The 26,396-nt window shown below is 68.3% G+C and carries 28 protein-coding genes; 12 read left to right on the top strand and 16 right to left on the bottom strand.

Annotated elements, in window-relative coordinates; translation table 11 throughout:
• Positions 1-21: 21 nt before the first annotated feature.
• Both CAL19_RS11330 and CAL19_RS11325 read right to left on the bottom strand, forming a co-directional pair.
• Positions 22-423, bottom strand: a complete 402-nt coding sequence (locus tag CAL19_RS11330) for a DUF2946 family protein (protein WP_170940327.1) — start codon at positions 421-423, stop codon at positions 22-24.
• Positions 424-489: 66 nt separating this feature from the next.
• A complete protein-coding gene (locus tag CAL19_RS11325) occupies positions 490-1,713 on the bottom strand; it encodes an MFS transporter (RefSeq protein ID WP_094796818.1) in 1,224 nt (407 codons plus the stop codon).
• 84 nt (positions 1,714-1,797) lie between these two features.
• Between CAL19_RS11325 and CAL19_RS11320 the strand changes: the two genes are divergently transcribed.
• Positions 1,798-2,751: a GlxA family transcriptional regulator gene (locus CAL19_RS11320; RefSeq protein WP_094796817.1), complete on the top strand. Its 954-nt coding sequence runs from the start codon at positions 1,798-1,800 to the stop codon at positions 2,749-2,751.
• 8 nt (positions 2,752-2,759) lie between these two features.
• Here CAL19_RS11320 and CAL19_RS11315 read toward each other — a convergent pair whose 3' ends face one another.
• Positions 2,760-3,017, bottom strand: a complete 258-nt coding sequence (locus CAL19_RS11315; protein WP_026638797.1) for a hypothetical protein — start codon at positions 3,015-3,017, stop codon at positions 2,760-2,762.
• 169 nt (positions 3,018-3,186) lie between these two features.
• Between CAL19_RS11315 and CAL19_RS11310 the strand changes: the two genes are divergently transcribed.
• The 3 genes from CAL19_RS11310 to CAL19_RS11300 all read left to right on the top strand — a co-directional run bounded on the left by CAL19_RS11310 (position 3,187) and on the right by CAL19_RS11300 (position 5,184).
• The gene (locus CAL19_RS11310) at positions 3,187-3,612 is read left to right on the top strand and encodes an organic hydroperoxide resistance protein (RefSeq protein WP_026638796.1); all 426 of its coding nucleotides are present in this window, start codon (positions 3,187-3,189) and stop codon (positions 3,610-3,612) included.
• A 375-nt stretch (positions 3,613-3,987) separates the two neighbouring features.
• Positions 3,988-4,929, top strand: coding sequence for a hypothetical protein (locus CAL19_RS11305; protein WP_094796816.1), 942 nt, complete (start codon positions 3,988-3,990; stop codon positions 4,927-4,929).
• Positions 4,930-4,986: 57 nt separating this feature from the next.
• A complete protein-coding gene (locus CAL19_RS11300) occupies positions 4,987-5,184 on the top strand; it encodes an oxidoreductase-like domain-containing protein (RefSeq protein ID WP_026638794.1) in 198 nt (65 codons plus the stop codon).
• On the opposite strand, the gene CAL19_RS11295 is transcribed toward CAL19_RS11300, so the two are convergent.
• Positions 5,181-5,633, bottom strand: a complete 453-nt coding sequence (locus CAL19_RS11295) for a copper resistance protein NlpE (protein WP_038852076.1) — start codon at positions 5,631-5,633, stop codon at positions 5,181-5,183. The genes CAL19_RS11300 and CAL19_RS11295 overlap by 4 nt on opposite strands.
• 61 nt (positions 5,634-5,694) lie before the next feature.
• Positions 5,695-7,470: a M14 family zinc carboxypeptidase gene (locus tag CAL19_RS11290; RefSeq protein ID WP_094796815.1), complete on the bottom strand. Its 1,776-nt coding sequence runs from the start codon at positions 7,468-7,470 to the stop codon at positions 5,695-5,697.
• A 178-nt stretch (positions 7,471-7,648) separates the two neighbouring features.
• Here CAL19_RS11290 and CAL19_RS11285 point away from each other — a divergent pair, with 178 nt between their 5' ends.
• From CAL19_RS11285 to CAL19_RS11275, 3 genes are read left to right on the top strand one after another with little or no spacing between them, the layout of a single operon-like run.
• Positions 7,649-7,924 (top strand): hypothetical protein, encoded by a 276-nt coding sequence (locus tag CAL19_RS11285; protein ID WP_349290308.1) that lies wholly within the window; start codon positions 7,649-7,651, stop codon positions 7,922-7,924.
• Between the two features lie 60 nt (positions 7,925-7,984).
• Positions 7,985-8,581 carry an NUDIX domain-containing protein gene (locus tag CAL19_RS11280; protein ID WP_094796813.1) on the top strand — a complete coding sequence of 199 codons (597 nt, stop codon included), beginning with the start codon at positions 7,985-7,987 and terminating at the stop codon, positions 8,579-8,581.
• Positions 8,562-8,795 (top strand): DUF3820 family protein, encoded by a 234-nt coding sequence (locus tag CAL19_RS11275; RefSeq protein WP_026638790.1) that lies wholly within the window; start codon positions 8,562-8,564, stop codon positions 8,793-8,795. Before CAL19_RS11280 ends, CAL19_RS11275 begins: the two co-directional genes overlap by 20 nt.
• 39 nt (positions 8,796-8,834) lie before the next feature.
• On the opposite strand, the gene CAL19_RS11270 is transcribed toward CAL19_RS11275, so the two are convergent.
• Together CAL19_RS11270 and CAL19_RS11265 are read right to left on the bottom strand one after the other, a co-directional pair.
• The gene (locus tag CAL19_RS11270; protein WP_094797152.1) at positions 8,835-9,935 is read right to left on the bottom strand and encodes a hypothetical protein; all 1,101 of its coding nucleotides are present in this window, start codon (positions 9,933-9,935) and stop codon (positions 8,835-8,837) included.
• 47 nt (positions 9,936-9,982) lie between these two features.
• On the bottom strand, positions 9,983-10,711 hold the full coding sequence (locus CAL19_RS11265) for a helix-turn-helix domain-containing protein (protein WP_026638788.1): 729 nt from the start codon (positions 10,709-10,711) through the stop codon (positions 9,983-9,985).
• 329 nt (positions 10,712-11,040) lie between these two features.
• Between CAL19_RS11265 and clpB the strand changes: the two genes are divergently transcribed.
• Positions 11,041-13,635, top strand: a complete 2,595-nt coding sequence (gene clpB, locus CAL19_RS11260; RefSeq protein ID WP_026638787.1) for an ATP-dependent chaperone ClpB — start codon at positions 11,041-11,043, stop codon at positions 13,633-13,635.
• Here the strand turns inward: clpB and CAL19_RS11255 are convergent.
• Entirely contained in the window at positions 13,616-14,602 is a 987-nt protein-coding gene (locus CAL19_RS11255) for a LysR family transcriptional regulator (protein WP_094797151.1), read from the bottom strand. The two genes, clpB and CAL19_RS11255, sit on opposite strands and share 20 nt — an antisense overlap.
• A 118-nt stretch (positions 14,603-14,720) precedes the next feature.
• Between CAL19_RS11255 and CAL19_RS11250 the strand changes: the two genes are divergently transcribed.
• Both CAL19_RS11250 and CAL19_RS11245 read left to right on the top strand, forming a co-directional pair.
• Positions 14,721-16,199: an N-acyl-D-amino-acid deacylase family protein gene (locus CAL19_RS11250; protein ID WP_094796812.1), complete on the top strand. Its 1,479-nt coding sequence runs from the start codon at positions 14,721-14,723 to the stop codon at positions 16,197-16,199.
• Between the two features lie 2 nt (positions 16,200-16,201).
• Positions 16,202-17,164: a tripartite tricarboxylate transporter substrate binding protein BugE gene (locus CAL19_RS11245; RefSeq protein ID WP_038852069.1), complete on the top strand. Its 963-nt coding sequence runs from the start codon at positions 16,202-16,204 to the stop codon at positions 17,162-17,164.
• 28 nt (positions 17,165-17,192) lie between these two features.
• Here the strand turns inward: CAL19_RS11245 and CAL19_RS11240 are convergent, their stop codons facing one another.
• The 5 genes from CAL19_RS11240 to CAL19_RS11220 all read right to left on the bottom strand — a co-directional run bounded on the left by CAL19_RS11240 (position 17,193) and on the right by CAL19_RS11220 (position 21,618).
• Entirely contained in the window at positions 17,193-18,569 is a 1,377-nt protein-coding gene (locus tag CAL19_RS11240; RefSeq protein WP_094796811.1) for a sulfite reductase subunit alpha, read from the bottom strand.
• Positions 18,566-19,531 (bottom strand): FAD:protein FMN transferase, encoded by a 966-nt coding sequence (locus tag CAL19_RS11235; protein ID WP_094797150.1) that lies wholly within the window; start codon positions 19,529-19,531, stop codon positions 18,566-18,568. Before CAL19_RS11235 ends, CAL19_RS11240 begins: the two co-directional genes overlap by 4 nt.
• Before the next feature lie 89 nt (positions 19,532-19,620).
• Positions 19,621-20,421 carry a DUF4198 domain-containing protein gene (locus tag CAL19_RS11230; protein WP_026638782.1) on the bottom strand — a complete coding sequence of 267 codons (801 nt, stop codon included), beginning with the start codon at positions 20,419-20,421 and terminating at the stop codon, positions 19,621-19,623.
• A gap of 24 nt (positions 20,422-20,445) precedes the next feature.
• Positions 20,446-20,961: a DUF2271 domain-containing protein gene (locus CAL19_RS11225; RefSeq protein ID WP_026638781.1), complete on the bottom strand. Its 516-nt coding sequence runs from the start codon at positions 20,959-20,961 to the stop codon at positions 20,446-20,448.
• 30 nt (positions 20,962-20,991) lie between these two features.
• On the bottom strand, positions 20,992-21,618 hold the full coding sequence (locus CAL19_RS11220) for a PepSY-associated TM helix domain-containing protein (protein WP_094796810.1): 627 nt from the start codon (positions 21,616-21,618) through the stop codon (positions 20,992-20,994).
• A 59-nt stretch (positions 21,619-21,677) separates the two neighbouring features.
• Between CAL19_RS11220 and crcB the strand changes: the two genes are divergently transcribed.
• Positions 21,678-22,064 (top strand): fluoride efflux transporter CrcB, encoded by a 387-nt coding sequence (gene crcB, locus CAL19_RS11215; RefSeq protein WP_094796809.1) that lies wholly within the window; start codon positions 21,678-21,680, stop codon positions 22,062-22,064.
• 13 nt (positions 22,065-22,077) lie between these two features.
• Here the strand turns inward: crcB and hpnE are convergent, their stop codons facing one another.
• The 3 genes from hpnE to hpnC are packed head-to-tail and all read right to left on the bottom strand — an operon-like array spanning position 22,078 to position 25,143.
• Positions 22,078-23,403, bottom strand: a complete 1,326-nt coding sequence (gene hpnE / locus CAL19_RS11210) for a hydroxysqualene dehydroxylase HpnE (RefSeq protein WP_094796808.1) — start codon at positions 23,401-23,403, stop codon at positions 22,078-22,080.
• Positions 23,400-24,263: a presqualene diphosphate synthase HpnD gene (gene hpnD, locus CAL19_RS11205; protein WP_026638777.1), complete on the bottom strand. Its 864-nt coding sequence runs from the start codon at positions 24,261-24,263 to the stop codon at positions 23,400-23,402. Before hpnD ends, hpnE begins: the two co-directional genes overlap by 4 nt.
• A gap of 55 nt (positions 24,264-24,318) precedes the next feature.
• A complete protein-coding gene (gene hpnC, locus CAL19_RS11200; RefSeq protein ID WP_094796807.1) occupies positions 24,319-25,143 on the bottom strand; it encodes a squalene synthase HpnC in 825 nt (274 codons plus the stop codon).
• Between the two features lie 123 nt (positions 25,144-25,266).
• Between hpnC and alr the strand changes: the two genes are divergently transcribed.
• Positions 25,267-26,394 carry an alanine racemase gene (gene alr / locus CAL19_RS11195; protein WP_094796806.1) on the top strand — a complete coding sequence of 376 codons (1,128 nt, stop codon included), beginning with the start codon at positions 25,267-25,269 and terminating at the stop codon, positions 26,392-26,394.
• Positions 26,395-26,396 lie beyond the last annotated feature (2 nt).

The following is a 26,396-nucleotide window of genomic DNA, read 5'->3' as shown; positions in this document are numbered from 1 at the left end:
ACGGCGATGGGCCGGAATCTGTTAACCGAGACGCAGAGGAGGAGCACGCGCGCCCAGAGGCGCGCAAGGTGGGACGCCGCAAGCGTGCGCGGGCGGCGCGCGCGCGGCAATGCGCATGGGCGTGGCGTCGAACACCGGGGCCACGCCCGCGGGGGCCGACATCAGCGGCAATGCGGCCAGCGCAACGCCCACCGGACACATTGCCGATTGTTCGGCATGCTGGGCGTCGGGCCGGTGATCGGCCTTGTGCGGCCCTTCGACCCAGATCGGGCCGGCCGCCGAGCACAACTGGATAAGCGTGGCGCCCGGGTCGGTGCCCGGCATGAAGCCCTGCGGCACCAGCGCCTTCAGCACGAATACGCACAAGGCCAGCCAGATGGCGGCGCGATGGCGTAGTCGTGTCGGGGCAGTCAGGCGCAACATGGTGCGGCAATTCTAAACGCTAAGCGACCGGGCTGCAGGCTCAGCCGCCGTGCGCGCTTGCCGCGGTCACGCCGCAAGCGCCACGTCGCGCCGTCCGCTGCGCACCCACCAGCCCGTCATCAGGGCCGCGAGCGCCACGATGGGCAGCATGGCCACGTTGATGGCCTGCCAGCCATACAGATCCAGCGCCGGGCCCGCGGCCAGCGTGGCCAGGGCGGTGGCGCCATAGCGCAGCAGTTCGGCGGCGCCCTGGGCGCGGCCGCGCTCGGCGGGCCGGTACGACTGCGCCAGCAGCGTGGTTCCGCCGACAAACATGAAGTTCCAGCCCACGCCCAGCAGGAACAGCGCGGCATAGAAGGCGGGCAGGCTGGTCGAGGCAACCGCCACGAACGCCGACACCACATTCAGCAGCATGCCCAGCCCCAGTATGGCGGGCAGGCCCCAGCGCTTGATGAGCGCGCCCGCGAAGAAGGCCGGTGCGTACATGCCCACCAGGTGCCATTGCATGATGTGCGCGCCGTCGTCGATGCTGTGATGGCACGCCACCGCCGCAAGGGGAGCGGCCGTCATGACGAACATCATCGTCACGGAACCCACGACGTTGTTGGCCAGCGCCGCCACGAAGATGGGCTGGCGGACCACGACACGCAGCGGTCGCGCGGGCGCGTCGTCCATCTGCGGATCCGGCTGGCCGGCCACGTCGGGCAGGTCGCGGTAGGCCGCCAGCAGCAGCGCTACCGTGGCCGCACCCAGCAACGCCACCATCAGGTAGGCGCCGGCGAAGGCCGCCAGCGGGAAGAGGTCGCGGCTCCAGGCCGCCAGCATCGGCCCTGCCAGCGCGGCGATCACCCCGCCGGCCATGACGACGGCGATCGCGCGCGCCTTGGCCGCGGCCGGCACGGCGTCGGCCGCAGCAAGCCGGTAATACTGCGCAAACGCCTGGAACACGCCCACCAGCGCGGTGCCCGCGCAGAACAGCCAGAAATCGGCGCGAAATACCGCCCATACCGATAACAGCCCGCCGGCCATGCCCGCCAGCCCGCCCAGTGCGAAGCCGGCGCGCCGGCCGATGCGCTGCATCAACACGGACGCGAACCAGGTCACCGCCGCCCCGGCCACGGTTATCAGGGCGAATGGCAGCGTGGCCAGCGCCTTGTCGGGCGCCAGCATGTGGCCGGTCAGCGCGGTGAGTGTCAGGTCGATAGAGATGGCCGCGATGTACAGCGCCTGGCATACGGCGAGTATGTGCGCATTGCGACGGCCGGCACGCGGGGTGGCGGAGGAGGGCATGGGTGTTGTGCTGTAAGGATTGACAGCGCCCACTGTAGCGATGGATGCTATGGCGTGAATGACGCATTTCCCACTAAAAATGCCATGCCGATCCACGTCGCGTTCCTGATGCTGCCCGGTTTTCAGTTGCTGGATATGGCCGGCCCGCTGTCGGTTTTTCAGACGGCGGGCGAGGCGGCTGGCGGCAGGGGCTCGCCCGCCTACGTGCTGAACCTGGTGTCGGCGCGCGGCGGCCGGGTGGCCAGTTCGGCCGGAATAGAAGTCGCCACGCGGCCATGGCGCCAGGCGCGGGCCGATCTGGTGCTGGTGCCGGGCGGCGAAGGGCCGCGCACCTGGGCCATAACGGCCGGCGCTCGCGCCGTATTGCAGGCCGCCATCGAACGGCGTGCCCGGGTGGCCAGCGTGTGCACCGGCGCCTTCGTGCTGGCAGCGGCGGGGCTGCTCGACGGCCGCCGCGCCACGACCCACTGGCGCCATGCGGCCGAGCTGCAGCGCCGGTATCCCGCCGTCAGGGTCGACAGCGACAAGATCTATTTGCGCGACGGTGGCGTCTGGACCTCGGCGGGCATCACCGCCGGTATCGACCTGGCACTGGCGATGGTCGAAGAAGACCTGGGCGTGGACATTGCCCGCCAGGCCGCGCGCGACATGGTGGTGTATCACCGCCGCGCGGGCGGGCAGTCACAATTCTCGGCCTTGCAGGACCTGGATCCGCGCAGCGAGCGGATGCGGCGAGTGCTGGGCTACATCGGGCAGCACCTGACCGCGCCGCTCAGCGTCGAAGAACTGGCCGCGGTGGCCTGCCTGAGCCCGCGCCAGTTCATCCGCAGCTTCAAGGCCGAAACCGGGCAGACGCCGGCCAAGGCGGTCGAGCGCGTCCGCGCCGAGACCGCGCGCGCGCATATCGAGGCGGGCCTGATGTCCATCGACGCGGTGGCCCGTGTCACGGGGTTTGTCGATGCCGAACGCATGCGCCGCGCTTTTGTCCGCCGATATGGGCAGCCGCCCCAGGCCTTGCGCCGGGCTGCCCGCGCCTAGGCCGGCGGCTATGCGTCGGCGTCGGGTTGCGCGGTAAAGGCGCGCACCAGGCGGGCAATCTGGTCCAGTTCGTCCTGCGCTCCGGCCGCCCAGGGCGGCGCGTCGAACGGGCTGTCGGATGGCTCGTGCGCTGCGCTTTGCTTCATGTCGGCCAGGATGTCCAGCGCCAGTTCCGTGGCCTGGGGATTGCTGCGGGTAGACAATGCCAACGCCAGCGCCACGGTTTGGCGCAGCGCCAGCAGTCGCCCGTCGAGTTCGGTTTCCATGCGGTTCCTGCCGTCAAGCGGTTGAAAAGAGAACCGCCTATTCTACGGACTGCGCCGCCCACTGCGGCTTCGTGCGCGATTGCACTGCCTGCACCTTGTATCGGCGCGCGGCGGGCGGTACTTTGTGCATAGTGCCATTGACCCCTGACCTTCTTTAAAGGAACGCACCATGTCTCTCGAAAAAGTTGCCTATCGTGCTCATGCCAAGGCCACCGGTGGCCGCGACGGCCGCGCCGTGTCGTCCGACCAGGTGCTCGACGTCAAGTTGACCACGCCGCGCGAACTCGGCGGCGCGGGCGGCGAAGGCACCAACCCCGAACAGCTTTTTGCCGCCGGCTATTCGGCGTGCTTCCTGGGCGCCATGAAATTCGTCGCCAACCGCGACAAAATCGCCATTCCGGCGGATGTTTCCGTCGACGGCTCGGTGGGCATTGGTCCCATTCCGAACGGGTTCGGCATCGAGGTTGAGCTGAAGATCTCGCTGCCCGGCATGCCGCGCGAGCAGGCCGAAGACCTGGTGCAGCGCGCCCATATCGTCTGCCCGTATTCGAACGCAACGCGCAACAATATCGACGTGACGCTCACGGTGGTGTAAGCCCCCCGGGGGGCGTGCCGGCGCGAAGCCGGTCGCTCCCGCTGCGCACGGGGCCGCCCGGCTCCCAGGGGGCTTGACGCGCCCGCCCCGGGTGGTAGGATGCAGGGCGTCATGACACGGTCTGTCCCAGCGCCCTTTGCGCTACTCGGTATTTTTGCGTTCCTGCGTCCCACGCCCGTGGGCTCGCACGACGTTGCCGTGCGCTCCGCCTACGCACGCGCCAAACCCGGCTAATCGGCCCGGCCTCAAGCCGCTCGCGCCGCGATCCCCTTACTGATTCTTTCAGGCCCGCATGCCGTGTGCATGCGGGCCTGCTTCACTGCCACCGGCGCCGCGCACGCCGGGGGCAATCGCTTTTCATCATTGCGTAGTGCCATGCAACTCACCAAGAACTTCGTCAAAGCCAAGAATCCGTGCGCCAGCGGTTACAAATGGTTTTTACGCGACCACAATGGGCACGGCGATTACCAGGCCGTGCTGGACGCCCTGGTGGCCGACGGGCGTATCGACGACGCTTGCTGGCTGCTTGACCAGTTCGGCCCCACCGACCACGTGCTCGAGGTCGATGTCATCGACGCCACGGCAATTGTCTATGCGGGCACGATCGTGGCCCGGCAGGGCATTTCGGTCGATTCGCTGGTGCGCGCAGGCGGGCGCATTGTCAGCGGCGCGGGCGTGCGCGCGGGGACGTCCATCGTGGCAGGGGGCGACATCGAGGCGCAGGGCAGCATCATCAGCGAAGGCGCCATCCGAGCGGGCGGCGACATCCAGGCGGGCTGGGGCATCAGCGCCGGCGCCAAGCTGGAGTGCGGGGGCGCGTTGCGCGCCGCTTGGGACATCCGTAGCGGCGACGATCTGTCGGCCGCCGGCATGGTGATCGCAGCCCAGGGCCTGGAAATCGGCGGCTCGCTGCGTTGCGAACAAGGCATCAAGTCGGGTGACGCCCTGCGCGTACAGGGCGACATCTGCGCCGCGCGCGGCATTCAGGTTGCAGGCGACCTTCTCTGCGGCGACCATCTGGAAGCCGGCTGGGGCATCAAGGCGGATGGCCACGTCATGGCAGACGGCGCGATCCGGGTGGGCGAAGGCATCGAGGCAGGCGGGCGGATCGAAGCGGGGCCGGGCCATGGCGTATACGCCGGGCTGCGCGTGCGCATGGATGCCTGGGACGTCTCGGCACGCGTCATCGCCTGCGCGCCGCCCGCCGGCCTGGTCAGCGGCTTCTGGGCCGGCGCCGACCCCTATGCAGTCAGCGGCGACGCCGGCAGCCATGCCACGGCGGGCGCGTCCGCCCACCGCTCGTTGGCGGCGCTATAGCGCGCCTGCGGCCGGGCACGTCCGATACGGCCGGGCCACAGCGCGATAATGTTGCCTATGGCCAAGACCCGAGCATCCAAGTCAGCCCGCGACCCCGCGCCCGACCCGCGCCCACAGCCGCCGCAGGCTCCCGAGCCGGGCGACTGCTGCCAGAGCGGCTGCATTCCGTGCGTGTACGACCTCTATGACGAAGCCATGGAACGCTATCGCGAAGCGCTGCGAGCCTGGCAGGAGCGCCAGGCCGGCACGCGCTAGGGCAGCAGCTTCAGTTCGTAGTGCGGCGCCAGCGGCCCGCTGGGACGCGTGCCATCCTGGTAGAGCTGGATCAGTCTGCCTTCGGCCACGAAGAACGATTGTTCGTCGCCCGCCTGATCCAGCCGTATCGTGCTGCCGTCGGGCTGCCATTCGAAGTTGCCGCGCTGCACCGTGGGGGCCTGCTGCCGGTCCAGGTAGCGGGTCTGCAGCTCGTATTGGCCTTGCGGCGTGAGCTCCAGCCGCGTGCGGATGCCGGGGCAATCGGCGCAGGGCAGGGTGCCTTCGTAGGTTCCGGCCCAGTCCAGCGAATTGCGCGCATTGTGTTCGCTGGCCAGGGTGGGCCGGGCCTTGACGGGGTCTTTCGCGGGCTGCCCATCCTGGGCGCAGCCGGCCAGCAGCGCGCCCGCCAGCATGCAGGGCAGCATATAACGCAGCGTCGAAGTGTTCATTGGTCGTCCTTGCCGTGTTGCACGTGCGTTCAACCATAGCGCGTTACCCGCGCCGCAAGTGTTACGGTGCGTTGTCGGCATCGACGGGCAGATCCGCCCACCGGTGCGCCAGGCTGCGGTATGCCGCCACGGCGGCGAGCACGGTTTCCATCTGCACGGTGTGGGCCTGGCGGAACTCGGCGCCATACACCGTCTCGTCGGGATATTCCGCTATCAGCGATAAGGGCGCCATTTCCTGCACGCTTTCGACGACGACGCAGGCGATGCCGTGTCGCGTCGCGAAGGCCTTTTCAAGTGCATGGGCTTCACACAGGGCCGCCTGGCGCGCGTTGAATGCCGCCAGGCCCGGCACCTGCGCCAGGCGCCCGCACAGCGCGTCCATCAACGTGCCGGCCGCCTCGGCCCAGCCAGGGTGATGACGCAACAGCAGGAAAAAGCCCTTGGGCAAGGTCCACGACTCGAACTGGCGCGGCAAGTAGCCCGACAGGGGGCGGGTCCACTCGTGCGCCGGATAGCCATGCAGGTTGATGTGCAGGCGTGCGCCGCTGGCGCGCAGGGCGGCGCGCCGCGCCTCTTGCTCGAAGAACGGCGCATGAGTGCGGTACGCCACGTCGTCGCCCAGGGCGCTGTAGCGCGCCGCATGATGCATATGGCGGGGGTGCTGCAGGCATAGTTCGCGATGCAGCGCGTAGCCATCGGGGTTTTCGGCCGCCACCAGCGCGAAGTGAGCCTCGCCCTCGTCCAGCAGGGCATGCGCCGCGCGCAATGCGCCCACCACGCCCGAGGTCTCGTTGGCATGCTGTCCGCCGGAAATGAACACGGCTGGTCCCGGGCCGGCGATATAGGCGCCAAGTACCGGACGTCCCTGGCGCGACCGGGCCTGTATGGGCATGCCGCCCAGCGCCGCCATGTGCGCGGCGATCTGCGCGGGCTCCAGCGGCGCCTGGATGGCCTCCAGCGGCGTGGGCGCCGCCTGCACAAGGGCCGCCGGCGGGTCGAACGCGCGCGTCGACACGTGCACACGCGCCGGCCCCGTGGTATGCCGCACATCCGGAACGATCTGCCCCGGCCGCAGGCGCCGGTCGCCCGGCGGCAGGCCGGCATGGCGCTGGAAGAACTCGATCAGGGTGAAGTACACGTCTTCGTGCAGGGCTTCATAGGTGCTGACCAGGCCGCCATCGCCGCCGGCGTCGAATTCCATGCCCGGCACATCGATGCGTATGTCGAGCCGCTCGAAATGGGGCGCCTGGCCGGGCCATTCGTGGGCCCGAACCGCATCAACCGCGGCGCTGAAGGCCAGTTCGAATTCTGTGGCGTGGGCAGCGTCGGTCACGGCGTTGCCAGCCGCGTCGCGCACGCGCAACCATCCGGCGGGCGACAGCAGCGGCGTTGCGTCGTCCGCGCTGACGATGCGATTGGGCGCGTAGACAGAATGATCGCTGCGCCGGCCATCCCGATAGTGCAGCTCGATCCGGTAGTGCAGATCGTCCGTGCCCGGCACGAACTGCAATGTGGCCGTCCCCAGCAGGCCTGCCAGCGGGTAGGCCTCGAGCGTGAAGCGGTTCGGGCGCGCCAGGGGATGTACCGGGTAATGCGCAATGACGGCGGCCAGGTCTGTCGTGTCGGCCTCTTCCAGGAAGAAGTGCAGCAGGGGCTTGTAGGCGCTGCGCAGTGTCGCGCGCACGCCCATTTCGGCCAGGCGCGCTTGTGCGGCCCGGCGGGCTTGCAAGCCTTCGAATACCCAGCCTTCCAGCGTGGCGCCTGCCCAGGCGCGGTCGCCATACTGGCGTAGCCAGGCGTCGAGTGTGCGTTCAATACGGGTGTCCAGCAGGATCATGGGGATTCGGAACGGCGAGGTCGGTTAGGCTTTGTTGCGGTTTGGAACCCGCGCGGCGCGCCGCGCGGTCGCGCCGACGTTACGATAACCCTTTGCGGCGCCGGCCTGGCGCCCACGGATCATTTTGTTCAAAGGACGCATGCAAATGAAAAAGACCCTGATCGGCGGCATTGCGGCAATGGCCTGCCTGTTCGGCGCCGCAGGCAGCGGCTGGGCGCAGCAGCCCCAGCAGCTCAGCTTTCCCTCGCAAGACGGCAAATCGCCGCCGTCCACCCTGCGCATCACCGAACAGCCCGGCGCCCCGGCGGCGCCCGCCGTGCGCGACACGCCCGAAAGCGTGGCCGAATACCAGCGCTGCCGCGCGCAGGTGGATCGCGAAGCCATAGGCAACGCCCAGCTGCGGGGCGGCGTGGCGGCCTGCCTGAAAGAACTCGAGCAACGGCGCGGCAGGTAGGCCGGGGGCAGGCTGGTGGTAAGCTGCCTGGCTGTCGAATGAATCAGCCAGCCGCTCACCATGAACGCTCCCGATGCCCACCTGACCGAAACCCTGATCGACAGCCAGCCGCTGTGCGACGGCAGTTTCCTGAAAGCGCGCCGCGATACGGTGCGGCTGCCGGACGGGCGCCAGGCCACGCGCGAATACATCGTGCATCCGGGGGCGGTGGTCATCATCCCCCTGCTCGACGACGGGCGCGTGCTGCTCGAACGGCAGTTCCGCTATCCCGTGGGGCGGGTGATGACCGAGTTTCCGGCGGGCAAACTCGATCCGGGCGAAGAGCCGCTGGCGTGTGCTCGCCGCGAACTGCTCGAAGAAACCGGGTACGCGGCGCGCGAATGGGCGTATGCGGGCGCCATGCATCTGGCCATCGCCTATTCCACCGAAATCATCCATATTTTCTTTGCCCGGGGGCTGGTGGCGGGCGCCGCGCGCCTGGACCATGACGAGTTTCTCGAAGTGTGCAGCGCCGCGCCCCATGAACTGTACGCCGCCTGCCGCGACGGCGCGGTCACCGACGCCAAGACGATGACCTGCACGCTGTGGCTGCAGAATGTGCTGGCAGGCCAATGGCCGCTCGATTGGCGCAACGTCGATGAACCCGCAAGACCTTGAGCGGCTCGTTACCCGCGAAATGCCCTACGGCAAGTACCAGGGACGGCTGATTGCGGATCTGCCCGGCCCGTACTTGGCATGGTTCGCCCGCAAGGGCTTTCCGCCCGGAGAAATCGGCCGCCTGCTGGCCCTGATGCACGAACTCGACCACAACGGTTTGTCGGGCCTGTTGCAGCCATTGCGCGGCGCGGCCGGGCCCCGCGGCAAGCGCTAGCCCGGCCTGCCGGACAGGCTGTGCGGGCCCGGGGCCGGGTCAGGGATCGACAGGCCGGCACGTTGCGGCCTGCGGGCCGACGCGAGCGGCGTCGCCCAGCAACGCGCGCGTGCCGCACAGCGACCCGAACATCGCACCCGCGTCGTGCCCCACGCCCGCGACCTGCTGGTGCTCGTGGCGCAGCACCTGTTGCCTGGCGCCGCGGCTGGCCAGCAGGCGGTCGTAGCGCAAATAGCCCTGGCCGCGCGACAGGCGGGTGGACCCCTGCGCCTCGGCGCCGCAGCGTTGGTCCAGGCCGTGGGCTTCCGGATTGGTATCGGCGCTGCCCAACAGGTATACGACGTCGCGCCGCGCATAGCGCACAAACAGGCTGGCGGGGTCGGCGCCCGCCGCATACGGGGGCAGGTTCTGCGGGCCGTATGGGTACTGGTTGTACGTCGGGCAGATACCCCGCTCGTAGGGTTCGAAGCCGGCGCCGCGGCGGCGCGGCCGTTCGTTGCCCAGATACAGGTATGACGGCGCGTTGGCAATGACGTAGCGTATCTCCAGCCCCGCCTGCCGCAGCGGGCCGTCGGCGTTGTTGAGGATGGCGTAGCGCTGCAGCAGCTGCGCGCCGCCGGAGTGTCCGGCCAGCACCACCTGCGCCAGCATGGGCAGGCGCTGGCGGTCGGCAAGCCAGCCCAGCAGGTCGTCGAGCACCTGGAAGGCGCCGACCGGGCCGGGGCGGCCCGACGCGCGCACGCTCAGCCCGCCGTTCTGCCAGGCGGCCTTGCGCCACGCCGGGCGGCCGGCGTGGCCCGTGTCGACGACGCCGGGGAACTCCAGCGCCAGGACCAGTGTATCGGCGCGGCGCTCGGCATCGCGCTGCAAAAGGGTGTCGATGTGCTGGTAATGGCGGTCTGCATCGCCACGGTCGTCGGGCAGCATCACCACCACGCGGCGCACATCGTCGAGCGGGCCCGCCAGCTTGCGGTTCGCATATACCGGCATGCGGTATGTCTGCTTGCCGGCGCCCAGCCGCATATCCTGCGGGGCGGGTGCGGGACGCGGCGCCGCGGGCAGGGGTTCGTCGTAGTTGTACGGAGGCGGCAGGGGCGTCTGCGCATCGGCCTGCGCCATCAGCGCGAGGGATATCGCCATGGCCGAGACGGCACGAAGAATGCGCGTGCGCATGTCTGCGCGAGGGGTCAGCAGGCGTCCTGGCCCAGCATCTGCTTCAGGGTGGGCACGTCGAGCAAACGAACTTCGCGTTGATTGATTTTTATCAAACCTTCGCGTGCGAAACGCGAAAACAGACGGCTGGCCGTTTCCAGCGTCAGACCCAGGTAATTGCCGATTTCTTCGCGGCTCATGCGCAGCACGAATTCGGTGGACGAATACCCCAATGCGGCATAGCGCTGCGAGAGATTCAGCAGGAACGCCGCCAGCCGTTGTTCGGAACGCATGCCGCCCAGCGATGCCAGCATCTGGTACGACCGGCCGAGTTCGCGGCTCATCAGCCGGCGCATCTGGTGTTGCAGCGACGGCAGGTGGCTGGCGACGTGGTCGATTTGCGACAGACGTATGACGCAGACCTCGGAGTCTTCCATGGCCAGCGCCGTCGACACGTGTCGGCCCTCGAGCATGCCGTCCAGGCCCACGACCTCGCCGGGCAGGTGAAACCCGGTGATCTGCACGTGGCCCGCGGCATCTTCTATCTGGGTTTTCATGCTGCCGTAGCGTACGCTGTAGACAGCATCCAGCGGGTCCTGCAGGGTATAGAGCGCCTTGCCTTTCTCGATGCGGGCCCGTTCTTGCACGAGCTCGTCCAGCTGTTCGACATCGCCGGCGGCCATGCCCACCGGAATGCAGACATGCCCGAGCATGCAGGTGGAGCAGTTCACGGAATCTGGCGGCAGGGGGACACGTTTTTGCATGATTTACCTTGATGTCGATCAAGCCTATACGCGAACCGGCGCCTGACGACAATTAATGATGAACCCCTATTGTATTGCTTGCTGGATGTATGGTGGTTTTTGTGTTTGTTTCAGAACCGGCCGGTTTGTGGTAGGCAATGGGGGGCCCGGCAACAGATGCCGCGGAGCCGCGCGCGATGCGCACGGCGGCAGCCGTTCTGTTGCGCTCCGGCAACGGTGGGCCAGGGCCCGGCTATGTCTTGAAATTGCCCGGCGCGCCCGCACATGTATGTCATCGAGCCCGCCGCGAATCCTGTCGGTCAGGCTCCCCATTCAAGCCTAAGACACCTATGCGATTCGACAAACTCACCACCAAGTTCCAGCAAGCGCTGGCCGATGCCCAGAGCCTGGCCGGCCGCAATGACCATCCCTATATCGAACCGGTGCACGTGCTGGCCGCCCTGCTGGGCGACCCGGACAGCGGGGCCGCCAGCCTGCTGGCGCGCGCCGGCGTGGCCGTCAACCGCGTCAACGCGGCGCTCGATTCGGCGCTGAATGCGCTGCCGCAGGTGCAGGGCAACGACACTGTGCAGGTCGGGCGCGAACTGCAGGCGGTGCTCACCCGCACCGACAAAGAAGCGGCGCGCCGGGGCGACACCTACATCGCCAGCGAGCTGTTCCTGTTGGCGCTGGCCGACGACAAGGGCCAGGCCGGCACCATCCTGCGCGACGCAGGGCTGCAGAAAAAGGCGCTGGAAGCCGCCATCGACGCGGTGCGCGGCGGCGAGAATGTGTCCGGCGCCGACGGCGAATCGCACCGCGAGGCGCTGGCCAAGTACACGCTCGATCTCACCGAGCGTGCGCGCGAGGGCAAGCTTGACCCGGTGATCGGCCGCGACGACGAGATCCGCCGCACCATCCAGATACTGCAGCGCCGCACCAAGAACAACCCGGTGCTTATCGGCGAGCCGGGCGTGGGCAAGACGGCCATCGCCGAAGGGCTGGCCCAGCGCATCGTCAATGGCGAAGTCCCCGAGACGCTGCGCGGCAAGCGCGTGCTGTCGCTGGACCTGGCCGCGCTGCTGGCCGGCGCCAAGTTCCGCGGCGAATTCGAAGAACGCCTGAAAGCCGTGCTCAAGGAATTGGCGCAGGACGACGGACAGAACATCGTGTTCATCGATGAATTGCACACCATGGTGGGCGCCGGCAAGGCCGAAGGCGCCATGGACGCCGGCAACATGCTCAAGCCTGCGCTTGCGCGCGGCGAACTGCATTGCATTGGCGCGACCACGCTGGACGAATATCGCAAGTACATCGAAAAAGACGCGGCGCTCGAACGGCGCTTCCAGAAGGTGCTGGTCAACGAACCCGACGTGGAATCGACCATCGCGATCCTGCGCGGCCTGCAGGAGCGCTACGAAATCCACCACGGCGTCGAGATCACCGACCCGGCCATCGTGGCTGCGGCCGAGCTCTCGCACCGGTATATCACCGACCGCTTCCTGCCCGACAAGGCCATCGACCTGATCGACGAGGCGGCCGCGCGCATCCGCATGGAAATCGATTCCAAGCCCGAAGTCATGGACCGGCTCGATCGCCGCATCATCCAGCTCAAGATCGAGCGCGAGGCCGTGCGCAAAGAATCCGACGAAGGGTCCAAGCGCCGCCTGGCCGCCATTGAAGAAGAGCTCGAGAACCTGCAGCGCGAGTACAACGACTACGAAGAAATCTGGAAGGCCGAAAAGGCGGCCGTGCAAGGCACCCAGGCCATCAAGGAAGAAATCGACCGCGTGCGCGCCGAAATGGCCGAGCTGCAGCGCAAGGGGCAATTCGACAAGCTGGCCGAGCTTCAGTATGGCAAGCTGCCGGGGCTGGAAGCGCGCCTGCAGGCGGCCGACCGCGCCGAAAAGCAGGGCGACCCGCAAGACGGCAAGCCCCGGCTGCTGCGCACCCAGGTCGGCGCCGAAGAAATCGCCGAAGTGGTGTCGCGCGCTACCGGTATTCCGGTAGCCAAGATGATGCAGGGCGAACGCGAGAAGCTGCTGCAAATGGAAGACCACCTGCACAAGCGCGTGGTCGGCCAGGACGAGGCCGTGCGGCTGGTGTCCGATGCCATCCGCCGCTCGCGCGCCGGGCTGGCCGACCCGTCGCGGCCTTATGGGTCGTTCCTGTTCCTGGGGCCCACGGGCGTGGGCAAGACCGAACTCACGCGGGCGCTGGCCGACTTCCTGTTCGATTCCGACGAGCACATGATACGCATCGACATGAGCGAGTTCATGGAAAAGCACTCGGTGGCCCGCCTGATCGGCGCGCCGCCCGGATACGTGGGCTACGAAGAAGGCGGCTACCTGACCGAAGCCGTGCGCCGCAAGCCGTACAGCGTGGTGCTGCTCGACGAAGTCGAGAAAGCCCACCCCGACGTCTTCAACGTGCTGCTGCAGGTGCTGGACGACGGCCGGCTTACCGATGGCCAGGGCCGCACGGTCGACTTCCGCAACACCGTCATCGTGATGACGTCCAACCTGGGTTCGCAGCATATCCAGAGCATGGCCGGGCAGCCCTACGATGTGATCAAGGCCGTGGTGTGGGACGAACTCAAACAGTCGTTCCGCCCCGAGTTCCTGAACCGCATCGATGAGATCGTGGTGTTCCACGGGCTCGAGGCCCAGCACATCGAGTCGATTGCCCGCATCCAGCTCAAGCGGCTGGCCGACCGGCTCGAGCAGCAGGACATGCGCCTGGAGGTTTCGGACGCCGCGCTGGCCGAGCTGGCGCGAGCCGGCTTCGACCCGGTGTTTGGCGCACGGCCGCTCAAGCGCGCCATCCAGCAGCAGATCGAGAACCCGGTCGCCAGGCTGATCCTGGAAGGCGAGTTCGGCCCGCGCGACGTGGTGCCCGTGGATTGGCGCGACGGCCAGTTCGTGTTCACGCGCACGCTTCAGTAGGGCCAGGCTGCGCGCGCGGCGCCCGCAATGCACGGCAGCCGCGCGGCAGCTCTATGCGCGCCACATGCTCGCGCAATACCTGCATCAACTCCAGCGCCGCCGGCGCCAGCGCGTGGTCGCGGCGCCGGATCAGGCACAGGGTGCGCACCAGCGTGGGGCGGCTCAGCAGCGAAAACCTCAACCCGGGCTCTTGCACGCGCTGCGCGGCCAACGCGGGCAACAGCGCCACGCCCATGCCGGCTTTTACCAAGGCGGCTTGCGATGTGGTGCTGGATGCCTCATAGAATGGGGCGGCGGCGGCAATGGGCAGGTCGGCGCGGCCCCGCAACAGGGCCATGATGCCCGTCTCGTCCACTACCCCCACCAGCTTGTGGCCCGCCAGCGACGCCCATCGCACGTAGCCGGCGCGGTCCGGCCGCACCGCGTCGTCATCGGCGTGGTACAGCACGCCAAAGCGGTCTTCGAGCAACGGCTCGAAGTGCAGGCTGGGCGCGTCGGCCCAGTGGCTGGTCAGGCCGAAGTCCACGTCCTGCGCCGCGACCAGCCGCTGGATGCGCCCCGAGTTGTCGTCGCGCAGGTACAGGCGTATGCCAGGCCTGCGCTGCACGTATCCCGCAGCCGCCGGCGCGATGATCTCGGTGATCGCCGATGGCGCCGCGGCCACTGCCACGCGGCCGCGTTCAAGCGTGCCATAGCGCACCACATCTTCAATCGCGCCATCGAAGTCGGCCAGCAATCGCATGACGCGCGGCAGGAATTCCTGCCCTATCTGGGTCAGCGCCACCTTGCGGCTGGTGCGGGCGAACAGCTGCGTTCCCAATGCGTCTTCAAGCTGGCGCACCAGCCCCGTAATGGACGACTGGGTCTGGAACATGCGCCGCGCCGCCAGCGTAAAACTGGCTTCCTGCGCAACGGCGACAAAAGCGTTCAAGTGCTTGAGGGTGACGTGCTTGGGCAGCCGATTCATCATGATTCAGAATAGATACATAAACTAAAACGATTTTTCCAGATTAATGCCGGGAGCGATACTCGGCGTTTTCCCACGATATGCGCACTGCGGCAGCAGTCCGCGCCCCGGCACACCGATGCAAGATACAGAAGTACTGGATGTCAAGATCACCGGCGGATGGCTGATAGACGGCGGGGGCGCGCCGCGCCGCCGCGCCGACCTGGGCATTGTCGGCGACCGCATTGCCGCGATGGGCGATCTGTCGGGCCGCGCCGCGCATCGCGAAATCGACGCCGGCGGCCGGATCGTGGCGCCCGGCTTTATTGATGTGCATGGCCACGATGACTTGATGTTCGTCGAGCGGCCCGATCTGCCCTGGAAGGTGACGCAGGGCATCACGACGGTGGTGGTGGGCAACTGCGGGGTCAGCGGGGCGCCCGCGCCCCTGCCCGGCAATACCGCCGCCGCGCTGGCGCTGCTGGGCCAGACGCCGCTGTTTGCCGACATGGCGGCCTACTTTGACACGCTGCGCACGCAACAGCCCCTGATCAACGTAGCCGCGCTGGTGGGGCATGCCAACCTGCGGCTGGCCGCCATGGCCCAGCCGGCGGGCACGCCGACCGCCGCCGAGCAGGCGGCCATGGAGGCCATGCTCGAACAGTCGCTGCAGGCGGGCGCGGTGGGGTTCAGCACCGGCCTGGCCTACGATCCCGGCGCGGCAGCCCGGCCCTCCGAACTCGAGGGCCTGGCCCGGGTGGCGGCCCGGCTGGGCGCCTTGCACACCAGCCATATCCGCAATGAAGGCGATGCGGTCGAAGAGGCCGTGCAAGAGGTGCTGCAGGTGGCGCGCGCCACCGGTTGCGCCACGGTGCTCTCACACCACAAGTGCATGCTGCCGCGCAACTGGGGCCGCAGCGCAGCCACGCTGGCCAACATCGACCTCGCCCGTGAACAGGGAGTGGAGGTGGCGCTGGACATCTACCCATATCCGGGCAGTTCCACCATCCTGATTCCCGAGCGCGCCGATGCAATCGACGACATCCGCATCACGTGGTCGACGCCTCATCCCGAATGCAGCGGGCAATACCTGCGGGATATCGCCGCAAACTGGAATTGCAGCCCTACCGAGGCCGCCCGGCGCCTGTCGCCCGCCGGCGCAATCTACTTCGCCATGGACGAAGCGGAGGTCCGGCGCATCTTCCGCCATGAATGCTGCATGGTGGGCTCGGACGGCCTGCCCAACGACAGCCACCCTCATCCCCGTTTGTGGGGCACGTTTCCCCGGATACTGGGGCGCTACGTGCGCGAGGCCAACATCATGACGCTGGAACAGGCGGTGGCCAAGATGACGGCGCTGCCCGCGCGCGTGTTCGGCCTGCAGGACCGGGGCGTGCTGCGCGTGGGCGCATGGGCCGACGTGGTGGTGTTCGATGCCGACACGGTGATCGACAACGCCACCTGGGACACGCCGGAGCGGCCATCGGCAGGCATCGAGGCCGTACTGGTCAACGGAATCCAGATTTATCCCACCCCGCGCGAGAAGCGTCGTCCGGGCCGCATCCTGCGGCGCGGCGCACAGGCGCCCCAAGCGCAAGACACTGCACCCAAGGAGTAACCATGAACATCCGCAAGACGCTGCTCTTGCTGGCCATGCTGGCGACGCTGCCTGCGGCCCGCGCCGAGTTTCCAGACCGGCCCATTACCCTCATCATCCCGTTCTCGGCGGGCGGCCCCACCGACGTAGTGGGCCGGGTGGCCGCGGCCAAGGCCGGTGAAATCCTGGGCCAGCAGATCGTGGTCGAGAACCGTACCGGCGCATCCGGCACGATCGGCATGACCGCCACCGCGCGCGCCAAGCCCGACGGCTACACCATCGGGCTGGCTACCGTCAGCACGCATGGCACCGCGCCGCACCTGTTTCCCAAGCTGCCGTACGACCCGATCAAGGATTTCACTCCGGTCAGCAACCTGGTCACCAGCCCCAACATCCTAAGTGTGCATCCGTCATATCCAGCGCGCACGCTGGCCGAGTTCGTGGAATACGTGCGCGCCCGTCCGGGCGTGGAAGGCTACGCCAACGCCGGGGCAGGGGGCGTCAATGACCTGGGCATGACGTGGTTCCTGCAGATCACCGGCGCCAAGATGAACAGCATCGCCTATCGTGGTTCGGCGCCCGCGCTGACCGATGCGGTGGGCGGCATCGTGCCGGTGATTTTCGATAACTTCCCTTCATCGCAGTCGTACGTCAAAAGCGGCCACCTGCGCGCGCTTGCCATCACCGGCACGCAACGCAATCCGCAGCTGCCCGACGTGCCGACCTTCGCCGAGCAGGGCTATACCAACTACGACGTGACGGCGTGGTATGGCGTCGTGGCGCCGGCAGGGCTGCCGGCCGACATACGCGACAAGCTGGCCGATGCGTTCGCGCGCGCCGTGCGCGATCCCGCCACCGCCGCGAAGCTGGCGGATACGGGCGCTTTCCCGTTGGGCAACACGCCCGCCGAATTCGGCGAGCAGATCCAGACCGAAAAGGATCGCTGGGGCGAGGTCATCGCGAAGGCCGGCATCAAGCTGCAGTAGGCGCCCGCGCGGCGGCAGGCCCGGCGCGTCAGTACACGTCGCGCCGGTAGCGGTTGGCCCGGCGCAAGCCCGCCAGGCCTTCTTCGCCCAGTATCGCGGCCAGCGCCTCGTCCACGCCTTGCGCCATGCCCTGCAGGCTGCCGCATACGTAGATATCGGCGCCGGCCCGGACCCACGCGGCCACGTCGGCCGCGGCATCGGCAAGCGCATGCTGCACGTAGCGTCGTGTCGGCGCATCGCGCGAGAACACGGCGTCCAGGCGTTGCAGCCGGCCTTGCGCGAGCCATCGCTGGATCTCGGCGCGGTAGAACCAGTCATGCTCGGCCTGGCGCTCGCCGAACACGAGCCAGTTGCGGTCATGGCCGGCCGCGATGCGCGCCTTGAGCAGGGCGCGCAGGCCGGCAAGGCCGGTGCCGTTGCCGATCAAAAGCAATGGCCGTCCGTCGGCGGGCGGGTGGAAGTTCGCGTTCGAGCGCAGGCGCAGGTCTATCGTGTCGCCTGGCTGCGCCAGTTCGGTCAGCCAGCCGCTGCCTGGGCCCAATCGGCCCTGTGCGTCGCGCACTTGCCGCACCAGCAGGTGGAGCGCGCCGTCCGCTGGCACCGATGCAACGGAATAGGCGCGGTATGGCAGCAATGCGCCGCCGCGGCCGTCGCGCGGGGCGATTTCCGCGATGTCGCCCGCCGTCCAGGCCGATGGCTCGCCCAGTGGCTCGAGTTCCAGATGGAAGCAGGGCCCGCCCTGGCTACCCGGGTTCAGCAGGCTGCGCCGTGCCAGGCGCCAGGGTTGATAAGCTGGCGCTTCCCAATCGGGCAGGCCGGCGCACCCGGTCAGTTGGCCAAGGTGGCGCTGCCAGTGGCGCAGGGCTGCCGGGTCGGCCTTGTCGGCCTCGACGCGGTCGAACAGCGGCCTTGCGCCGTGCTCGCGCAGCCAGGCGTCAACCTGCCGGCCAAATCCACAGAAATGGCGATAGCTGCTGTCGCCCAGCGCCAGCACGGCATAACGCAAGTGAGCCAGCGCCAGCGTGCCCGCCTGTTGCGCGGCCATCACCTTCTCGACGAACAAGGCGGCGTTATCGGGCGGGTCGCCCTCGCCATAGGTGCTGGCCACCACCAGCAGCCGCCTGTAGCGGCTCATTGACGCGGGATCCAGCTGGCCCAGCGCCGCGACGCGGGCGGGCAGCCCGCCGCGCCGCAAGGTTTCGGCCGTCTGCGCGGCCAGCGCTTCGGCTTGTCCTGTCTGGCTGGCGTGCGCCACCAGCACCGCGGTCTCGTCGGCCGGCGCACGCAGGTCGCGCCCGGCCTGGGCCAGCCGCGCCGCCCGCCGGCGTGACTGGCGCCACGCCCACAGGCACAGCAGCAACCATAAGCCGATGGCGCAGCAGGCGCCGAGCAGGCGCGGCGTCATGGCGCTGTCCGGCCGGCTAGCGAAGAGAACGCGTCACTGGCCTGCAGCCGCAATTGGTCGCCGTCGCGCAGCACGAACAGCGCCGCGACCTGATGGCGGCGCGCATAGGCCAGGCCGTCGCGCGCGCCCAGTACGCTTAGCGCCGTGGCCAGCGCGTCGGCCTGCATGCAACTGCCGTGCACGACAGTAACCGATGCCACGCCGCCGTCCAGCGGGCGTCCGGTGCGCGGGTCGATGGTGTGGGCGTATCGGAGGCCGGCGGCCTTGCGATAGCGGCGGTAGTCGCCCGACGTGGCGATGCTGCGGTTGAACAAGGGCAGGGTAAGCACGTGGTCTTCGCTGCCATCCGGCACCTCGACCGCTATCCGCCAGGGCAGGCCATCGGGCCTGCTGCCGCGGGCGCGCAGTTCTCCGCCCACTTCGATCAAATAGTGGGAAATGCCCAGGCCGTCGAGCGCGGCGGCCGCGTGATCGACGCCGTAACCCTTGGCGATGCCGCACAGGTCCAGGCAGGCGCCGCCGGGCTGCCACGCGCGGCCGCCGCGCTCGTCCAGCGTGATGCGTTGCCAGCCCACACGCTGCATCAACGTGCGCAACATGTCGGCCGAGGGCGGCTCGCTGGCGTACGGCGGTGGGCCGAAGCCCCAGGCATTGACCAGCGGGCCTATGGTGGGGTCATAGGCGCCATCGGTGCGGCACGCCAGTTCCAGTGCGTGCCGCAGCACATACAGGCATTGCGCGGGCAGGGGCTGCCAGCCTGCCGCGGCGCGGTTGAAGCGTGACAGGTCGGAGCCATCGTCCCAGGTGCTCATCTGCCTGACGACGGTATCCAGCGCGTTCTGGATGGCCGCTTTCGCCATGGCGGGCGTGATTCCCGGCGGCACGGCAAGACGGGCCGACCAGGTGGTGCCCATGGTGGCGCCCGCCAGGACGGCGGGCGAGGCGAGGCCGAACGCTGGCATGGCGCCGTAGCCGGCAGGCGCCGCGGCGGGCGCATGGGGCAACGACGCCGGGCCGGCGCCGGCTGGCGCGTAGGACGGCACGGCGGCGATCAGGGCTGCAGAACTTCCAGCGTGGCGGCGTACGACAGGCGACGCTTGGTGGCCTGGGGCACGGTGGTCTGCTCGTCCTGTGCGCGGGCTTCCACCCAGTACAGGCCGGGTTGCGGCCATTGCACCTTGAACGTGCCGTCCTGGGCGGTCTGCACGTCGATCTCGTCGACCTTGTCGCGATAGCGGCTGCCGCCCGGCACAATGGTGACTTCCAGGCCGGCGGCGGGCTTGCCGTCGATCAGCATCCTGAACGTGGCCGTCTCGCCGCTGTACAGGTCGTTCGGGTGCGTCACGGGCGCCAGCTCCAGGCCCTTGCCCACTTGCTGCAATTCGGTGGGCTTGCCGGCGGTGGCAAAGGTCTCGATGCGCCCGACGTTCTGCGACACCTCTAGATCCTGCGCCTGTGCGGGCACCGCACCCGCCAGGCCTTCGGGTTTGCCGAAATAGCGCTTGGGCTGGCCGTCCTGCGTCCAGCGCGCCAACACGCCGTCATTGACCACGGCGATGCGATACGTGCCCGGCTGATTCAGCTGCAGGTCGAACGTGCTGCGCAGCTTGCCGCGGGCCAGGTTCTGGGCCTGGGCCGGCTTGCCGTCGGGCGCGGCGATCTGCAGGTTGTCCAGCCGCAGGGGCGCGTGGTTGAAATAGAACTTGTCATTGCTTACCGCCGCGTCCACCGTGATCCAGCTGTCCGTGCCGGACAGCACGGTGGAAGACGGCAGCATCCACAGGTCGTGGGCAAGGGCGGCAGCGGGCAGGGCCAGCGCCAGGGCGGCAGCAATTCGGATACGGGTTTTCATCGGAGTCCAGTCCAAAAGTAGGGATCAGGGTTTCAGGCTGACGACAATGGCGCCAAGTTCGTGTTCGCCGCTGGCCGACATGCTTGCCGCCTGGCTGGGCGGCCAGTCGAACGGCACGCGCACCAGTTCGCGCCCGCCGACTTCGCGGGCGGCCTCGACCACAACCGCGTAGCGGCCCGGCGCCAGATCCGCCAGGGGCTTGGCGGCGCCGGAGAAGGCCAGGTCATGGCGGCCGGCCGGCCGCGTGGCGCCGCTGACGCCATCCACCGGGAATTGCTGGTTGCGGCCGCTGCGACGCCACCACTGCCGCATGTCCTTGAGCCATTCGGTGCCTTCGTTGTTTTTCATGGCGACGTCGTACCAGACGGCCAGGTCCGACACCACGCCCTGGTCGGCATTCTCGAGCCAGATTGCAACGTAGGGCCGATGGTATTCGGCCACGTTCAGGCGGGGGATCTCGACGTTGACGCCCAGGTCGGCGCCGTGCGCCGTCCGGGCAACCAGCCCGGCCAGCAGTGCCGACATCAGTAGCTTGCGCATGACTTCTCCAGACTTTTGCTTTTCAATGATTCAGTGGATATAGAGCAGAGCCAGCAGCAGCGGAACCAGCGCGCCCAGCCCCACCATCGGCCAGGTTGCAGCCCGCTGGCCCGCATGGAGTTGCAGCAATACCAGCCCCGTCAGCGAAAACACCAGACAGGCCACGGCAAAAATGTCCAGGAACCAACTCCAGGCAGTGCCGGTATTGCGGCCCTTGTGCAGGTCATTCAGAAACGCCACCCAGCCGCGATCGGTGCGTTCATACTCCACGGCGCCGTCGCCCAGGTCGATGGACAGCCAGGCGTCGCCACCGGCGCGCGGCATGGAAACATACAGCTCGTGGGCAGACCATTCGGCCGGGCGGCTGCCGACCTGCGCGTCCAGCTCCCGGGCCAGCCAACGGGCAGCGCCGGCGGGCACGGCCGCGGGCGATTCGGCCGCGGCTGCCTTCAGTTCGGACAGCACGGCCGGCGGCAGTTGCCCCTGCCGGGTGGTGACGTGCGGGGTCGCTTCGATCAGGCCGGCGTTATTCAGCGTCAGCCCGGTCAGGGCAAACAGCAGCATGCCCACCAGGCATAATGCGGCGCTGATCCAATGCCATTGATGCAGAGTCTTGAGCCAATAGGCTCGCCGGCGCGAAGAAGGGTGACCGTCCATGGCGTATCAGGGATGAAGGCTGCGGATTCTATCATTAAATGAGAATGAGTCTCAAAAATATGACACAGGCATTTATTCCCTTGCATATCCTGGCGGTGGCCGCGGGCGCCGCCCTGGGCGCCCTGGCGCGCTGGATGATGGCCGTGTGGCTGAACGGGCCTGTGTGGCCCTGGGGCACCCTGGCGGTGAATGCAGTCGGCGGCTATCTTGCAGGCGTGGCGCTGGCGGTACTGGCCATGCACCCCGAATGGCCGCAATGGATCCGCTTGGCGGCGGTAACGGGCTTTCTCGGCGGGCTCACCACGTTTTCAACCTTTTCGGCAGAAGCGATCGCCATGCTCCAGCGCGGCGCGCTGGGCAGCGCACTGGGGTATGTGGCCGCCAGCCTGGCCGGCTCCCTGGCGTTGACTGCGCTGGGCGTGGCCAGCGTGCACGCGCTGCGCTGACGCGGGCGCGCCCTTAATGCCGGCGCGCCTGCAGTATCACTTGCGCGGCCTGCAGGCCGCTGCGCACTGCGCCTTCCAGCACCCCGGGATACCCGGTGTCGGTCCAGTCGCCTGCCAGGGTAAGCGTCGGCCAGGGTGTGGTGTTCAGGGGCCGGGCCAGGCCGGGCACGGCCGCGAAGGTGGCGCGTTTTTCGATGAACAGTTCGGCCGCGTCCGCGGCGGGCATCGGCGGCAGCCGTGCGGGATGGCGGGCGGCCTGCTCGGCGATCTGTGCGGTCAGGGCGGCGATGGCCGTGGCGCGGTCTGCTTCAACCAGGCTGCGCGCGGCGCTGGTCACCACGGCCAGCTCGCTGCAGGGGCCGCGCCCCGTCAGCCGCGAGCGATCGAACAACCATTGGCCCACGTGGCCGCGGGGGCGGTCTTCGCGCAGCAGCATCATGGGCTCGGGCAATGACCAGGGCCCGGCCAGGCGCAAGTTCAGCGTGGCGATGGGCAGATAGTCAAAGGCCTGCAAGGCCTTGAGCAGCCCCGTAGAGCCCATTGCGCGCAATGCATCGCCCAGCAGCCGCGCCACGACCGACGGAGGCACCGCAAGCACGGCGGCGTCGAAACGCTCGCGGTTGACGTCCACGCCTTCGGGCAGTGGCACCAGGTGGCGCACCGTGGCGCCATAACGCATGTTGGCGCGCAGGGCCACGGCGTCGGGCCACAGGGCGGACAGGTCCACGCAGGGCAGCAGCAGGTCGCTGTCGCGGCGGCTGCCGGCAAGGCTGTCACGCAAGGTGCGCGAATAAAGCACGGCGCTGGCCTCGGCCGGCGGCGTATTCAGCGCCGCCAGGCACAGCGGTTCCCACATCAGGCTCACCAGGCGGGCGGGCTGGCGAAAATGCTCGAGCAACTGCGACACGGTCCAGTCGCGCGGCGGCAGCCAGTCCATGGCGCGCAGCCCCTGCATCATGCGCACCGCGTCCAGGCGTTCGCGCCAGGCCAGGCCCCGCGAAGTCAGCAGCGCGGCAAGTGCATGCCAGGGCGCCGGCAAGGTCGGCGCCGACAGCCGGAAGCTGCCGTCCAGGCTCGCCAGCCGCAACGACCGGCGCATCAGAAGCGCGTCGGGGTTGCGGCCCACGCGGCGCATCAGGGCCAGAGTCTGGTCATACGCGCCAAGCAGGATGTGCTGGCCATTGTCGATCTGCGCGCCAAAGGCGGGATGCGCGACACGCCGGGCCCGCCCGCCCGGTGTGCGCCCCGCTTCAAATACCGTGACCTGCGCATCGGCTTCGCGCAGCGCGGCGCAGGCGGCCAGGCCGGCCCAGCCGGCGCCGATGATCGCGACCTTCATTTCGACAGGCGGCGCACCAGGCCGCGGCCTCCGCCGACCCAGGTTTTCCAGGCCAGCCACAGCTTGCGCAAGGGGGTCAGCGAAATGCGCTGATGCAGCACCTGCCAGTTGTCGCGCTCGATCTCGTCGAGCAGCGCGTGGTAGATCGCGGCCATCATCAGCCCTGGCCTTTGCGCGCGCCGGTCTGCTTCGGGCAGGCTAGTCATGGCTTCGCGGTACAGTTCGCGGGCGCGGCGGGCCTGGAACTGCATCAGCGCCGAGAAGCGGTCCGAGTACGTGCCGTTGAGAATTTCGGCCGCCTTGACATCGAACTGCTGCAGCTCGTCGATCGGCAGATAGATGCGGCCGCGCCGCGCATCGTCGCCGACGTCGCGGATGATATTGGTGAGCTGGAACGCCAGGCCCAGCTTGGTGGCGTATTCGAGCGTGCGCGGGTCGGAATAGCCGAACACCCCCGCAGACAATTCGCCGACCACGCCGGCGGCGTGCCAACAGTATTTGCGCAACGCCGGCCAATCCAGATAGCGCGTCTGGTCCAGGTCCATTTCCATGCCGGCGATAACGGCCTGCATGCGGTCGCGTTCAATGGCGCAACTGGCCAGGTGCGGCACAAGTGCGCGCATCACGGGGTGTTCGGCCTGGCCCGCGAACAGGTTGTCGACCTGCGTGCGCCACCATGCCAGCTTTATGCGCGCCACCGACGGGTCGGAACATTCGTCCACTACGTCGTCGACCTCGCGGCAGAACGCATAGAGCGCGGTAATGGCGCGCCGGCGTTCGGGCGGCAGGAACAGGAACGAATAATAAAAACTCGAACCGCTCTTGGCGGCCTTTTCCTGGCAGTACTCGTCAGGCGTCATAAATTGGCGGGTATCCCATCAAATCGCTACCGTATCGGGCGCGCCGCGGCGCGGATCATATCGACCGCCACAACATGATGGCCCAGTCGCGCGCGCGCAGTTGCGGGCGGTTCATGAACACGTCGTAGCCGCAATGCTCGATGCGTTCAAGAATTCGCAGCCCGCCGTTGACCACCATGCGCAATTCCAGCCCGATGCGTCCGGGCAGCCGGCGCGCCAGCGGAGCGCCAGAGTGTAGCAGTGCGCGTGTGCGCTCGACCTGGAATGCCATCAACGCCCGCCAGGCGGGCGTAAGCCGGCAGGCTGCCAGGTCGTCTTCGGTAACGCCGTGGCGCGTCATGTCGGCGCGCGGCAGGTACACGCGCCGCTTGCGCCAGTCGATGCGCACATCTTGCCAAAAGTTCACCAGTTGCAGGCCGGTGCAGACCGCGTCCGACTGTTCGATGTTCTCGGGCGTGGCGGCCTGGAACAGGTGCAGCATCAGCCGGCCCACGGGGTTGGCGGACCTGGCGCAGTAGTCCAGCAGCTGCGGGTAGTCGTCGTAGCGGTGCACGGTGACGTCCTGCTCGAATGCCGACAGCAGGTCGAAAAACGGCGTGATGGGCAGCTGATGCCGGGCGATGGTGCGCGCCAACGGCGCGAAAATGCGCTCCAGCTCCGGCCTGGCTTCGGGCACGGTGCCGGGTTCCGCGCCGATGCGGTGCAATTCGGCGCGGAACTCGGCCAGGCGCGCAAGACGTTCGGCGTCGCTCGCATCGCCTTCGTCGGCGATGTCGTCGGCCGCCCGCGCGTACCGGTAAATGTCGGCAACGGGGCCGCGCAGCCGCGCGGGCAGCAGCAGCGACGCCACCGGGAAATTCTCGTAGTGATCGACAGCCATACAGGAAACAAGCAGCGGCCCCATGGCCGCCGTACGGGTATTTTAGGGTGCTTTATCGGACGCGCCCGCGCATGGCCGGCGCCCAGCCAGATCAGTTAGACTAGGCGCCATTGGATTGTTCCCATGCCTCGTCCCATACAAGCATTCATTTCGCAGTCGGCCCTGGCCCATAACCTGGACGTGGTGCGCCGCTCGCTCGACCACGCAGCGCAGGCCGCGGGGGGCAGTGCGCCCTCCATCTGGGCGGTAATCAAGGCCAATGCCTATGGCCACGGCATCGAAGCCGCGGTCGCCGGGTTCTCGGCCGCGCAAGGCCTGGCCATGCTCGACCTCTCCGAGGCCGTGCGGTGCCGCGAAGCCGGGTGGGGCGGTCCCATCCTGTTGCTCGAAGGTTTTTTCGAACCGGCCGACCTCGACATCGTCGATCGCTACCATCTTGCCGTCACGGTCCATACCCGTGAACAGTTCGACATGCTGGCGCGCGCCCGGCTGTCGCGCCGCATCGACATCATGCTCAAGCTCAATACAGGCATGAACCGCCTGGGTTTCAGCCCGGCTGCTTATGCCAGCGCGCACGCGCGCGCCCGGCAACTGCATGACCAGGGCGTGCTGGGCAGCATCGGCAAAATGACCCACTTCGCCTGCGCCGACGGTGCGCAGGGTGTGGCCGAGCAATTGCAGGCATTCAACGACGCCACGCGGGCGTTGCCCGGTCCGGTCAGCGTGTGCAATTCCGCGGCTACCCTGCGCTATCCCGAAATCGCGGTGGCCCGCGACCACCAGCCGCACTGGGTGCGGCCGGGTATCTGCCTTTATGGCGCATCGCCCTTCGCCGATGTTCCCGCCGGCAGCCTGGGCCTGCGGCCCGCCATGTCGCTGCGTTCCCAGCTCATCGGCGTGCAGCATCTGGCCGCCGGCGCCGAGGTCGGCTACGGCGCCATCTTCCGTGCCGACCGCCCCATGCGGGTCGGCGTGGTGGCCTGCGGATATGCCGACGGTTATCCGCGTCATGCGCCCACCGGCACGCCCGTGGTGGTGGGCGGCGTGCGCACTCGGCTGGTGGGGCGCGTGTCCATGGATATGCTCATGGTCGACCTGGATCCGGTTCCGGCGGCAGAGGTCGGCACGCCGGTGTCGCTATGGGGCCAGGACGGCCCTGCGGTCGATGAAGTCGCCGCGGCCGCCGGCACCATCGGATACGAACTGCTGTGCGCGTTGGCCCCGCGGGTGCCCGTTACCCACGGCCCGTGATC

The organism is Bordetella genomosp. 7 (genome assembly GCF_002261265.1).
In the GTDB taxonomy this organism is placed as follows: domain Bacteria; phylum Pseudomonadota; class Gammaproteobacteria; order Burkholderiales; family Burkholderiaceae_B; genus Bordetella_A.
Note: the sequence above shows the minus strand (reverse complement) of the source record. Positions and strands in the feature narration are given on the sequence as shown.